At 70.5% G+C, this 12857-nt stretch carries 11 protein-coding genes; 3 read left to right on the forward strand and 8 right to left on the reverse strand.

Annotated features, from left to right (window positions below; all coding sequences use genetic code 11):
- Positions 1-64: 64 nt before the first annotated feature.
- The 6 genes from C8E83_RS17520 to C8E83_RS17545 all read right to left on the reverse strand — a co-directional run bounded on the left by C8E83_RS17520 (position 65) and on the right by C8E83_RS17545 (position 6641).
- A complete protein-coding gene (locus C8E83_RS17520; protein WP_121371368.1) occupies positions 65-400 on the reverse strand; it encodes a hypothetical protein in 336 nt (111 codons plus the stop codon).
- Positions 400-2034, reverse strand: coding sequence for a TNT domain-containing protein (locus C8E83_RS17525; RefSeq protein ID WP_147430234.1), 1635 nt, complete (start codon positions 2032-2034; stop codon positions 400-402). The genes C8E83_RS17520 and C8E83_RS17525 overlap by 1 nt, the downstream gene beginning before the upstream one ends.
- A 62-nt stretch (positions 2035-2096) precedes the next feature.
- Positions 2097-3821 carry a serine aminopeptidase domain-containing protein gene (locus tag C8E83_RS17530; RefSeq protein ID WP_121371370.1) on the reverse strand — a complete coding sequence of 575 codons (1725 nt, stop codon included), beginning with the start codon at positions 3819-3821 and terminating at the stop codon, positions 2097-2099.
- Positions 3818-4807: an amino acid--[acyl-carrier-protein] ligase gene (locus C8E83_RS17535; protein WP_121371371.1), complete on the reverse strand. Its 990-nt coding sequence runs from the start codon at positions 4805-4807 to the stop codon at positions 3818-3820. The genes C8E83_RS17530 and C8E83_RS17535 overlap by 4 nt, the downstream gene beginning before the upstream one ends.
- On the reverse strand, positions 4804-5991 hold the full coding sequence (locus C8E83_RS17540) for an acyl-CoA dehydrogenase family protein (RefSeq protein ID WP_211331721.1): 1188 nt from the start codon (positions 5989-5991) through the stop codon (positions 4804-4806). Before C8E83_RS17540 ends, C8E83_RS17535 begins: the two co-directional genes overlap by 4 nt.
- Complete coding sequence (locus C8E83_RS17545; protein WP_121371372.1) at positions 5988-6641, reverse strand: acyl carrier protein; 654 nt, start codon at positions 6639-6641, stop codon at positions 5988-5990. Before C8E83_RS17545 ends, C8E83_RS17540 begins: the two co-directional genes overlap by 4 nt.
- A gap of 173 nt (positions 6642-6814) precedes the next feature.
- Between C8E83_RS17545 and C8E83_RS17550 the strand changes: the two genes are divergently transcribed.
- On the forward strand, positions 6815-8458 hold the full coding sequence (locus tag C8E83_RS17550; RefSeq protein WP_121371373.1) for an ABC-F family ATP-binding cassette domain-containing protein: 1644 nt from the start codon (positions 6815-6817) through the stop codon (positions 8456-8458).
- Here the strand turns inward: C8E83_RS17550 and C8E83_RS17555 are convergent, their stop codons facing one another.
- Positions 8459-9361 carry a glycosyltransferase gene (locus C8E83_RS17555; protein ID WP_121371374.1) on the reverse strand — a complete coding sequence of 301 codons (903 nt, stop codon included), beginning with the start codon at positions 9359-9361 and terminating at the stop codon, positions 8459-8461.
- 127 nt (positions 9362-9488) lie between these two features.
- On the opposite strand from C8E83_RS17555, the gene cls reads away from it, so the two are divergent.
- Together cls and C8E83_RS17565 are read left to right on the forward strand one after the other, a co-directional pair.
- Positions 9489-10952 (forward strand): cardiolipin synthase, encoded by a 1464-nt coding sequence (cls, locus tag C8E83_RS17560; RefSeq protein ID WP_121371375.1) that lies wholly within the window; start codon positions 9489-9491, stop codon positions 10950-10952.
- Positions 10953-11031: 79 nt separating this feature from the next.
- Positions 11032-12012, forward strand: coding sequence for a hypothetical protein (locus tag C8E83_RS17565; protein WP_121371376.1), 981 nt, complete (start codon positions 11032-11034; stop codon positions 12010-12012).
- Between the two features lie 13 nt (positions 12013-12025).
- Here the strand turns inward: C8E83_RS17565 and C8E83_RS17570 are convergent, their stop codons facing one another.
- On the reverse strand, positions 12026-12850 hold the full coding sequence (locus C8E83_RS17570; protein WP_121371377.1) for a nitrilase-related carbon-nitrogen hydrolase: 825 nt from the start codon (positions 12848-12850) through the stop codon (positions 12026-12028).
- Positions 12851-12857: the final 7 nt, after the last annotated feature.

Raw genomic sequence — 12857 nt, forward strand, 5'->3', positions numbered from 1 at the left:
TCTCCATCGTCACATTCACTATGCGGGGCAGGCTGGCATCGTTGCACCGCAGACACGACAGCTGTCACAGGAGCCCGTCGATGGAAGCCTGCGCCTCGGCGACGACTGCGCGTCGCTCCTCGTCCGTGAGGAGATCAGGCGAGACATGGAACCGAATATCTCGCCAGATCCACTCGCAGGCATCGTCGACGGAGTCGAAAACCGTGTGTGGGCCTGGTTGCTGGAAGAAGTCTCCGCGGTCGCCGCTCGCCCAGATCCGTACGCCATTCGATCGGACGATGTTGAAGGCGGTTCCCTGGACTCGGTCCGTCCAACCGTGATCGACGGGTTGGTGGTAGACCGTCCGATCGACCTCCAACCCCAGGTCCTGTACTCGCAGCCGAAGGTCGCTGTACTCCATCAGGGGACCACCTTCAGGTATCCGGCGTCGACGAAACGGTTGATGCCGCCCTCGAAATAATATTGGACGCCCATGCCAGGCTGTTCGAACCATGGAGCTATGGGACCTTGGAGCACGCTGGCCGGCAGAGGCTTCACAACCTCGTAGCGGACGGTGGTGAAGGCGGTCGAGAGGCGATCCGGCGGCATCGCCACGTCTGAGAATGGTGTCCCCGGCAAGGTCGCGAACTCGCCGTTCGCGACACCACCGGCGCCAGTTCTTGCGGTGATCCGCGAAAGCGTGTGCCCCACCGGCACTGTGTTCGGCACGGCTGTGCCGGGTACGAATCCGTTGTCGCCGGGCCATTTCCATTGCGCGTGGAAATCGGCGTGCGTCAGGCCTGCGAAATAGCGACGGAACCACTCCCTTTCCGTCAGGCTTCCGTAGAGCGCGTATGGAGTTGGTACGCCAGCAGCCGACATGGCGAACGCCGACTTGAGCTTCCGGAGCTGAACTACGTAGACCCGCCTCATGCTCAGCGTTCCTGCAATCGAACCGAGCGACGCACCTCCTACGAAGCCGTCGAGTGCGGCGTCCTCGAGATCGCCGCTGGGATCGGTGATGAGAGTCGCGCCGACATTCGACACGGCACCACCGACACCGCTGACGACTGAGTCGCCGGCGATCGTCACGATGCGGATCGTCATCTGGTCACTGAGACCCACGACCTCCCCGAGAGGACCGGCGGCTCTGGCGACGGTGGCGACGACGCGCGAGACGGACGAGCCCAGCTCGGCGATGAAGCTCAGGATGCGCGCGACCGCTGCAGCGACCTCACCACCTGCCGCAAGTCCCGCGGCTGCGTCTGAGAGCCCTGCGGTGACTAGGGTGAGACCGACGCCGATCACGGCGGTGGCGCCGATCTCCTGAAGCAGATCCTGCAGCACCCGCTCGGTCTCCAGATGGACCATGTCGATCTGATCGGCCAGATCACCCGCGGCGGTCGCGAGGTTCCGCGACTCCTTCGCCAGAGCGGACACCTTCGACCGCACCGTGGTCACCGTGGACTCGATGGCGCCCTGCTCGGGCGTGCGCGTTTCGGCGAGAACGGCCATGATCTTCGTCGACCCGGCACCGTGGACGGCGTCGAGGTCGTCAGCGAACGCATTCCATACCGACTTCGCGTGCCGGAGCTTCCCGGTGTCGCCGTCGGGCCACATGTCACCGATGAAGTTCGCGACGTACTCCCACCCTGGGATGTCGGAAGACCTGGACCCACCGGCTGCCGACGGAGGCGCCGCCGAACACGCCAGCTCGGGAAGCGACGGAACCGTGTAGCCGGGCGCGTGGCCCGACTCGCCGCTGGAGAGCCAGTCGGCCGTCGCGTAGTTCAGTCCCGTCACCGACAGACCGGCCGCGATCTGCCCGAACGCGTTCTCCAGAGCATCGATGCCCGAGATCGCGTCGGCTGCGACGTCATCGTACTGAGTGGCCCATTTCACTCCCGAGGGGTCGGACCCCGCCATCTGCGACGAGCCGGATAGGCCCGAACGCAGCGTCGCCCCCGCCGACGCGATCGCCCGCGCCACCGAACCAGCGTGATCGGACGCGGTGAGGAAATCGCGCGGGTCCACATCGAGCACGATTCCAGGCATGCCGGCGAGGCTAGCCAGGATATGTATATCCGCAAGCCGCGTGGACGCCTGGTCGGGAAGTGCTAGCGCGCGATCCGGAAGGCGCGCACAGCCGCCGCGAAGGCCTCGTCGACCGCGCGTCGGCGGATCCCCGGGCTGTACAGCGCGTGGTCACCCGCCGGATGCTCGAGCACCGTGAGCCGCCCCGGAGTCCGCTGCAGCCGCGAGACCGCGTGGGGGCCCCGGTGCGCCCGGAAGATCTCGGCGTCCGACGGCGACAGCAGCACGACCACGTCGGTGCCCGCCGCGAGAGCTCGGCGGAGGTTCGGCTCGGCGAACTGCACCACACCCCGCGACGCGAGGGCGAGCAGCAGCGGGTACGGGAGGCGGCGCTTCGCGACTGCGACGAGGCGGTCTCGGAGGGCGGGTGTCGGTTCCTGCGCCCCCTCGACTGGGTCGACGCCCTCATGGGGTGCCTGCGGGGCCTGCGGCACGACCCGGTGGTCGTTCACCGCCAGCGCCGCGACGAACGCCACGCGCGACGGAGCCGCGACGAGACCGACCCAGGAGCCGACGCACATGCCGACCACGCCGACCTTCTCGCGCGGGAGGTCGAGGGCGTCGAGCACGTCGGCGCCGTCGTCGAGCCACTCCTGCGTGAAGAGCAGGTTCGGCTCGTCGGCGACGACGGGAGCGCTCTCGCCGGTGCCGCGACGGTCGACACGCAGCGAGCGGATGCCGAAGGCGGCGAACCGCCGCGCCAGCTCGACCTGGTACCGCGTCGTGCCGATGCGGTGCTCGGCCGAGCCGTTGTGCAGCACCACGATCGGCAGGTCGTCTGCTCCACCCGCAGGCCGGGTCTCGACGGCGAACAGCGAGTGCGGGCCGAGGCGCCGCAGCGACTCCTCGTACTCGGCGCCGTCGAAGGCCGCTCGGGCCGTGACGACGGGCGCAGGAGCAGCGACACGCGCCCCCGCCCCACCGCCGACCCGCTCCGCGAGCCATGCCGACACCACGTCGACGCTCGCCGCCGGGATCGTCGACTCGATGCTCGAGACGTCGAGGGCGTTCTCGTGCCCCGGCACCTCGACCACGTCGAGCCGGTCGGCCACGGGGCGGAGCGTCTTCGGGAGCGTACCCGCGGCACCGGAGCGCACGGCGACCAGGGTGGGGAGCGACGTCGCCACGAGCGGGTCGTAGTCGAGCGCGGCGATCTGCTCGGCGAGCCAGTCGGGCAGCTCGGCTCCTGCGATCTCGACGGTGTCCTCGGGGGCGGGCTCGGCGAGCGGGCCGACCTCGATCTGGTAGATCGAGCGCTGGCGGCGCAGCCACTGCCGGCCCGACGCCGCGGGGTCCCACAGCACGAGGGCGGCGGGCGCAGGATCCGACGCGGCCGCGAGCGACGCCACGAGCGCCCCGCTGCCGAGGCCGACGTAGGCGATCGACGCGCAGCCCGCGTCGCGAAGCGCCTCTGCCGCGACGGCGGCGCCGCGCGAGAGCGACTCGGCAGTCACGTCGTGCGTGGAGTCCCCGAACCCGGGGTGGTCGTAGCGCGCCGCGGCGAGACCCTGCTCGGCCAGACGGTCGGCGAGGTGGCGGAGGGTGCGGTAGGCGACCGTGTACTCGTAGCCGATCGGCGGGCAGATCACGACGCCGGTCGTCGCCGCGCCGTCGGGCACGTGCAGGGTGGCCAGCACCTCGCCGCCGCCGAGCCAGGTGTCGACGACCGTCACCGGTCGCCCCGATCGCGGGTCGCGGGCGGCGTCGGCCCGGTCGGCCGGGCGAGGCGCGGCCTCGCTCGTCGTCATGCGCCGACGTGCGACAGGCCGAGGTCGGCCTTCACCGACTCCGGCCACGCCGCGACATCGAGACCGTGCGTGCGCAGCAGAGCCAGCGTGACTCGCTCGAGGCCCCAGGCCATGCACGAGGAGTGCGCCGGAGTGCCATCGGCCTGGTCGATGCCGAAGATCGGGCCGAAGTGCGCGCCCGCGTGGTTGCCGGAGGCGATCGCGGTGCCCTCGTCGAGGTCGCCGTAGATCTTCACGACCACCTCGAGCTTCGCCTCGTCGGCCAGCTGGTTGGAGGCGAGGAACTTGCCGGTGCGGCCGAAGAACGGGTCGTTGGCGGCGACGATCTTCGCGTCGAGCCCGAGCTCCTGCAGCCCCTTGACCTGGCGCTGGCTCATGACGTCGCGGAACGTCTTGGCAGCGGCCGGGTCGCCGAGGAACACGAGCTCCTGCATGCGGAAGGCCTGGAGGCGCATCGGGTCGTTCGACGGCTCGTGGCGGAACGAGAAGCCGCGCACGTTGATCACGCGGCCGCCCTCGGGCAGGGTGCCGCGGAGGCGCTCGTAGACCGGGTGGCAGACCGCCGAGACGAGGGTGGTCTCGGCCGGGACGAGATAAGGGTCCCACGCCTCGCCGCGCTCGCGCGCCGCGATGAGCTGGCGGTGGTCGGCGTCGGTGCCGCGGAAGCCGTTGACCGTGCCGGCGAGCTGCGGGAACGACACGATGTAGTCGGTCAGCTCGTACTCGTCGCGCGACATGACCGGCGCGAAGCGGTAGCGCTCGGGCTTCTGGTCGGCGAACGAGCGTGCGACGTAGGCGCAGAGGCCGTCGACGATGTCGTCGAAGAGGCCCGAGCGGCCGTAGAGGCCGGGCTGGCCGGCATCCACGAGGAGCCCTGCGGCCAGGATCTCGGCGCGGAACTCGTCGCGCGCGACGTCGAGGGCGCTGCGTTCGTCGGCGGCGGCCGGCGCGTCGGTGGTGGGCGTGGTGCTGAGCGTGTCGGTCATCGGCGGGACTTCTTTCGCTGGAGCAGCGAGAGCTGCGCGTTGTTGGCGAGGATGCGGTCGTTGTTGATCATGACCGCGGTTCCGTAGCTGTCACGGAGGAGACGGCCGAGGCTCACGTCGGAGTCCTGCCGGTAGCCCGCGATGCCCGTGACGAGCATGGCGCGGGAGACGATGTCGATCAGCGACTCGGAGGCCGTGATCTTCAGCGAGTTGAAGGCGATCGCGTACGGCACGCTGGTGAGGGTGCGCGGCTGGTCGCGGAGGTCCTCGAAGGTGCGGAACGCGTCCGCGACGACGGCCTCGAAGGCCGTGACGGCGCCCAGGAGCTCGGCGAGACGCGTGGCCGACGGAGGCAGCGTGCCGATCGACTTCCTCGCGGCGCGCTGAGTCGCCGTCGTGGCGCGGTCGGCGGCGGCGTGAGCGATGCCCAGCCACACCGCGGCCCACAGCGAGTGCGACACGGGCAGCATCGTCTCGGCCGAGATCGTGGCGTAGTCGACGTCGAGCACGTGGTCGGCGGGCACGTCGGCGTGGAGCTCGAAGCCGGGCGACGCGGTGCCGCGCATGCCGAGGGTGTCCCACTCGCCGATCTGCGTGAGCGTGGTCGACGTCACCGGGCAGACGACGAAGACCTGGTCGGAGGCCGGAGCGTCGGCGTTGCGGCGGGCGGTCGCGAGCACGACGTCGGCGTGGGCGCCGTACGAGATGACCGGAGCGGTCTTCGCCAGCGAGACGCGGCCGTTCGGCTGCCGGTCGACGAAGCAGCTCGACGTGCGGATGCTGCCGCCGATGCCCGCCTCGGTCGTGGCCGAGGCGAACAGCGCGCCCTCGCGGGCGAGGGTGAGGAGGACGTCGCGCACGGCGTCGTTCTCGAGGCCGTGACGCGTGAGGCAGAGCACCTGGATCTGGTGCATCGCGAAGATCATGGCGCTCGCCGAGCAGGCCTCGCCGACGATCGTCGCGATCTCGCCGAGCTCGGTGACCGAGGCGTCCTCGCCGCCGAGCTCGCTCGGCACCGCGGCGGCGAGGAGGCCGGTGTCGCGGAAGGCGGCGATCGCCTCCTGCGGGAACCGTGCGCGCGAGTCGACGTCGTCCGCGAAGCGCGCGGCGATGTCGGCGACCCGCTGGGCGCGCTCGACGAGCGAGCCCTCGCGCGTGATCGATCCCGCGAGCAGGTCGCTCACCGGGCGTCCGCGGCGGCGTCGGCCGGAACGAGGCTGCGCGCGGCGGCCTCGATCGCGGCGATCGTCGCGAACGTGTCGCGGCTGAGGAGCTCGTCGGGGAACTCGATGTCGAGCTCGTCCTCGAGGGCGAGCATGACGTTGACCGTGGCGTGGGAGGACAGCCCCGCCTGGTAGAGGTCGTCGGTGTCGAGGAGGGACTCGACGGGGCTGGTCAGATGCCCGTAGGCGCTGAGGGAGGCGCGGATGGCGTCGTTCACGATCCGGGGTTCCTTTCGGGTAAGGAGCGTCACGGCGGTCGCGAGGGCACGGCCGGTGTCGTGACTGAGCGAGATCTCGATCCTGCCTACTCCCTGGTGGAGGGCGGCCTCCCGGGCCAGGCCGTGAAGCCTCACCAGGGGAGCGCCCGACGGGGCGTTGGCGATCTCGATGTCTCGGTAGGGCAGGGCTGCCGACGAGGGCAGTCGCAGGATTTTCGCGACTGCCTCCTTCCCGGCGAATCGCGCGGCCAGCCGTTCCGGGTCGCGCGCACTCTGGCTGAGCTCGAGCGGGGTGAACAGTCGGCCGAGGTAGCGGTCGCCGAACGCCGCCACCGAGCTCTCGAGGTCGGACACGGAGAAGACATCCGTGCCGATTCGGGCGCGCGGGAGCATGACGGGCAGGTCCCCTCGGGTAGGGAAGTCGCCGGGGCGGGTAGTTCCCGGCACGCTCGATCGTACTCTGCGGCCATGTCCTCCATCTAGGGGACACGAGACCCCCAAGAGGGGGTGACAACGGTGACAGCCGCGCGATTCTGCCCAGCGGCCGGAGATGCGACCATGGAGGCATGACCGCCACGCTCGTCGCCAAGGGCCTCGCCGGTGGCTACGCCGCCCGCACTCTGTTCGAGGGGCTCGACCTCACCGTCTCGCCGGGCGACGTGATCGGCGTCGTCGGGGTGAACGGCGCGGGCAAGTCGACGCTGCTCGGGATCCTGGGCGGCGGAGTCCAGCCGCTCGCGGGCACCGTCTCGCTGGCGCCGCCCGACGGGTTCGTGGGCTTCCTGCCGCAGGAGCACGAGAGGGTCGCGGGCGAGACCGTCGCCGCGTACATCGCTCGCCGCACGGGGTGCGCGCAGGCGTCCGTCGAGATGGACGATGCTGCGGCGGCTCTCGGCGATCCTGCCGCCCCGGCCGACGCGAACGACGTCTACGCTGGGGCGCTCGAACGGTGGCTCGCGGCGGGTGCCGCCGACCTCGACGAGCGCCTGCCCGTCACGCTCGGCGAACTCGGCCTGACGCTCTCGGCCGACGCGATGATGACGTCGCTGTCGGGAGGGCAGGCGGCCCGAGTGGGCCTGGCCGCGCTCCTGCTCAGCCGCTTCGACGTCGTTCTTCTCGACGAGCCCACCAACGACCTCGACCTCGACGGGCTGGCACGGCTGGAGGACTTCGTGCGCGGCCTGCGCGGCGGGGTGGTGCTGGTGAGTCACGACCGCGAATTCCTCGCGCGCTGCTGCACCTCGGTGCTCGAGCTCGACCTGCCGCAGTCGTCGCATCGGCTCTTCGGCGGATCGTACGAGTCGTACCTGGAGGAGCGCGAGATCGCCCGCCAGCACGCCCGTGACGCGTTCGAGGCGTTCGCCGACACGAAGGCCGACCTCGTCGCCCGCGCCCGTACCCAGCGCGAGTGGTCGAGCCAGGGCGTGCGCAACGCGATGAAGAAGGCGCCCGACAACGACAAGATCCGGCGGAAGGCATCGGTCGAGTCGAGCGAGAAGCAGGCGCAGAAGGTGCGGCAGATGGAGTCGCGCATCAAGCGGCTCGACGAGGTCGACGAACCCCGCAAGGAATGGCAGCTGCAGTTCACGATCGGCTCGGCACCGCGGTCGTCGTCGGTCGTCTCGACGCTGTCGGAGGCCACCTTCACGCAGGGCTCGTTCACGCTCGGCCCCGTCTCGCTGCAGGTGTCGGGCGGCGATCGCATCGGCATCACCGGGCCCAACGGCGCGGGCAAGTCGACGCTCCTCCGGGGCCTGTTGGGAACGCAGGAGCCGACGACCGGCACCGCGTCTCTCGGCGCGAGCGTCGCCGTCGGTGAGATCGACCAGGCCCGCGCCCTCTTCGCCGGGCCCACGCCGCTCGCTGCGGTGTTCGAGGGCCTCGTCCCCGACCTCGCGCAGGCGGAGGTGCGCACACTGCTGGCGAAGTTCGGCCTCAAGGCCGACCACGTGGCCCGCCCCGTCGGGGAGCTCTCGCCCGGCGAGCGGACCCGCGCGGGGCTGGCGCTGCTGCAGGCGCGGGGCGTCAACGTGCTCGTGCTCGACGAGCCGACGAACCACCTCGATCTGGCCGCGATCGAGCAGCTGGAGGAGGCGCTGGAGTCGTACGACGGCACCCTGCTGCTCGTCACCCACGACCGCCGGATGCTCGACACCGTGCGCCTCGACCGCCGCTGGCACGTCGACGCCGGTCGTGTCTCCGAGCTGTAGTCAGCGCGCGGGGACGCCGGCGAGGGCGTCGCGGAGGAGCGCGACGTCGGCATCGGCGTAGAGCTCGGCGATGGCCGAGTCGTTGCCCGTGCCGGAGACGTTGCGTCGGGTGAGCGACGAGATCTGCGTGTCGGGGATCGACAGGTAGCGCGCCGGAGTCGACGTGACCTGGCGGACCCGTCGCCCCGCGCGGATCGCCGCCCAGTGGAGGTAGAGGTCGTCGGTCTTCGGGACGCGCTCGAAGCCTTCACGGCCGCGGGTGCGCAGCTCTTGCTGGAAGGCGGGCGGGTACAGGATGCCCGAGACACCGACGCCGAGGTGCGTCACCGCCGGCCGCGACGACGTGCACGCGCGCCAGGCGGCGTACGGGGCGATGCCGTCGGCGCCGACCACGATCTCGTGCGCCCGGTGGCAGACGACGTCGTCGGGGTGCTCGTCGTGCGCCGTCAGAAGGTCGGCGAGCCAGGTGATCGGGTAGAAGCCGTCGTCGTCGGCGGTGACGAGCGGAACGTCGAGGGCCGACGTCGACTCGAGGTAGGGGAGGTACTTCTTGTGCGGCCCGAGGTCGTCGCAGAAGCGCACCTGCAGACCGTGGCCGATCAGCCTCGACAGGGCAGGCGACGGCAGGAACTCGCCCGGCTGCTGGTCCACCCACAGGATGATCTCGCGGGGCTTCACGCTGCCCCGCGCGATGCTCTCGATCGCGAGATGGACCGACTCGAGCCGGGTGCCGAACGAGGTGAGCGAGACGACCACCCCGGCGTCGCCGGTGATCGAGTCGTGCGCGGAGGCGTTGCGGAGAGCCAGAGACATGGCGGCCAGGTGCGAGAGGGCTCTCTCGCGGACACGGGTGGCGAGCGATCGGGCGGGCAGATGGGAGCCCTGGCGCGGGGGCGGGGTCATGAGAGAAGTCTAGCATGAAGAATATCAGTGGCACGAGGAGCTGTCATGATCCTGCGCCCTCGTGTGCCGTCCGCCCGAGAAGAGGGCCGGAGAGACGGGTGTCGCCGCGGGCCTATAGCCTCAACCTATGAACTGGAAGAGGATCGGCGCCATGTTCGCCGGGATCGTCACCTTCGTGAACGTTCTCATCCGGATCGGGGCGGTGATCACGGTGCCGCGCAAGAGGCGTCCGACCACGGCGCTCGCGTGGCTGCTGGCCATCTTCGCGTTCCCGATCCCGGGCACGATGGCGCTCAACCTGTTCGGCTCGACGCTGCTGCCCAAGGGCCGCCGCGAGAAGCAGCAGCAGATCAACGACTTCATCCTCGACACGACGTCGGGCCTCGACCTCGTCACGAAGGAGGAGAGCTGGCCACGCTGGTTCGGCTCCATCGTCGACCTCAACCGCAAGCTGGGCGCGATGCCCCTCGTCGGCGGCAACGACGCCGAGCTGATGGACGACTTCGCCGTGACGATGCGCGCGATGACGGCCGCAGTCAAGAAGGCCACCCGGTACGTGCACGTCGAGTTCTACCTCTTCGCCTACGACAAGGCGACCATCGAGTTCTGCCACGCACTCGAAGACGCGCACCGGCGCGGCGTCACGGTGCGCGTGCTCTTCGACGACTGGACCACCCGGCGCAACCCGGCGTCGAAGAAGACGATCGCGTGGCTCGAGAAGACCGGGATCCCCTACCGGGCCATGCTGCCGGTGCGGCCGCGCACGATCCTCTACCGGCGACCCGACCTGCGCAACCACCGCAAGGTCGTCGTCGTCGACGGCACGATCGGGTTCATGGGCTCGCAGAACATGGTCGACCCCGACTACAACAAGGCGGTCAACAAGAGGCGTCACCTGCGCTGGAAGGACCTCATGATCCGCCTCGAGGGCCCGGTCGTGGCCGGTGTGAACGCCATCTTCATCACCGACTGGTACGCCGAGACCGACGAGCTGCTCGCGCGCGAGGCCGACCCCATCCACGACGTGCAGGATCCCGACACGCTCGACTGCCAGATCGTGCCCTCCGGCCCCGGATTCGAGGGCGAGAACAACCTCCGGCTGTTCAACGCGCTCGTGTACGGCGCCACCGAGAAGCTGATCATCGTCAGCCCCTACTTCGTGCCCGACGACTCGATGCTCTACGCCATCACGACCGCGGCCCAGCGTGGCGTCGAGGTGCAGCTGTTCGCCTGCGAGGTCGGCGACCAGTTCATGGTGTACCACGCGCAGCGGTCGTACTACGAGACGCTCCTGCGGGCCGGCGTGCGCATCTTCCTCTACGGCAAGCCGATCGTGCTGCACGCCAAGCACTTCACCGTCGACGGCGACGTGGCCGTGGTCGGCTCGTCGAACATGGACATGCGCTCGTTCAGCCTCGACTTCGAGGTGTCGGTGATGATCCGCGGTCGGCGGTTCGTCAACCGGCTGCGCGCCATCGAGGACGACTACCGGTCGAAGAGCCGCGAGCTGTCGCTCGCCGAGTGGCTCGACCGGCCGCTTCTGGCGCGGATCCTCGACAACGTGTGCCGGCTGACCGCGGCGGTGCAGTAGCGCCGGTCGCTGACGCGAACGGGGGCGTGGCGGCGGGGGCTCGCGGCGCTCTAGGATTCCGGCACAGCAAGGGGGAGACATGCGCATCAGGAGGGTGGCCGCGATCGCCGGCGTCGTCGCGGCGATGGTCGTCGTGGCCGGGGGGACACTCGTGGGGGCGGGGGTCGCGCTGCGAGCACCCGCGGTGAACGCGTCGGCCGGCAAGCCGTACCCGATCCTGGGCCCCATCACGCCCGCAGGGCACCCCTACGACGAGCTGGCGATCCTGCGCCGGCAGCGGATGTCGGACGACGTGCTGCCGGCCGCCGCGGTCAAGAGCCAGGACGGCTCGGGCCCGAAGCTGGTCGCAGGATCCGCACGTCTCCTCGTCTCCCGCGGCCCGGACACGGTCTGGCTCGTCGTGAACAGCGCCGACGAGGTCTGCGTGATGGACATCGACGCCGGCGGCGGCGGCGCCACCGGGTGCACGGAGCCGAACGTGATGGCCACGGCAGGCGAATCGCTCGTCGACGTCACGCTCGGCGGCGGGCACTTCTCGGACGGCATTCAGGTGGTCGCCGACGGCGCACCGGCAAAGGGCGTGATCCACAGGGGCTATCGCCAGGTCGCACCCAATGTCTGGATGAGCAAGGGAAGCCACGCGACTCCCGTGCACCAGGCGTCGGCACCGCACGACCCGCTCGCCTTCCCGCTGCAGGCGCCGTACTCGCACTTCGCAATTCTGCGACGGCCGCAGACGGCAGCGGACGCTCCTCCGAAGTCCTGGTACTCCGACGACACGACGGACGACAGCACCCTGGTGCCGTCCAGCGTCCGGTACGCCGGCAGCTACAAGTCGTACCGGGTGTACGTCGGGGTCGAGGGAGACGGCGAGACCTGTCTGAAGACCTCCGACATGTCGATCTGCGGCATGGACCTGGGACCCGTCTCGGCCGGGCTGGGCGACAATGGCAAGGACGGCTCGATCCTCCTCGTGCGCGACAGCGGCGACCACGCGAACGGCATGGACAAGGGCTCGATCCGCATCGGGCAGAACGTGTGGTGGACGCCGCAGGGCTAGAGCGTGCGCGGCGCTACGGCCGGGCCACACCGCCGTAGAGCTCGGGGCGCCGGTCGGCGAAGGCGTCGGCGCGCTCGGTCCACGCCTTCGAGCGCGAGTCGGCCGCATCGATGTCGGCGTACGCGATGCCCGTGCCCTCGCCGACCTCGGCGACGACCCAGCCGGCCGCCGAGATGATGCTCGAGCCGTTGTTCCAGTCGACGCCCCGCTCCGTGCCGGTGCGGTCGGCGCAGGCGACGGCCATGCGGTTGATGCGCGCGGCGGCGGCTCCGGTCTGCACCTCGGCGACGCGTTCGCCGGCGGGCCGCGGGGCGAACGGCCAGTTCGTCGGGACGAGCAGGATCTCCGTGCCGGCGAGCGCCGCGAGGCGGGTCCACTCGGGGAACTCGAGGTCGTAGCAGATCATCATGCCGAGGGTGCCGTGGGAGGTGCTCACCACGGGAGGGGTCTCGGATCCTGCGGTGAAGAACTTCGGCTCCTCGTCCCACAGGTGAACCTTGCGGTAGACGGCGCGGACGCCCGAGCCGTCGACCATCGCGGCCGAGTTGTAGACGTTGCCGTCGTCGCCGAGCTCGGCGAAGCCGCCGACGATCACGGCGCCGGGGCGGGTGGAGGCGAGCAGGGTCCATTCGTCGAACACGGCCGCGTCGGCGGGGATCGCTGCGGCGCGGGCCTCGTCGGCGGACTCGAAGACGTAGCCGGAGGTGACGAGCTCGGGGAGGACGACGATGTCGGCCCCGGCGTCGAGGGCGGTGGTGATGGCCGCGGCGGCGCGGACGAGGTTGCCGGCCTGGTCGGTGACGTCGGGTGCGACCTGGGCGACTGCGATGCGGGACATGCCTCGG

The organism is Frondihabitans australicus, from assembly GCF_003634555.1.
GTDB classification, from domain to species: domain Bacteria; phylum Actinomycetota; class Actinomycetes; order Actinomycetales; family Microbacteriaceae; genus Frondihabitans; species Frondihabitans australicus.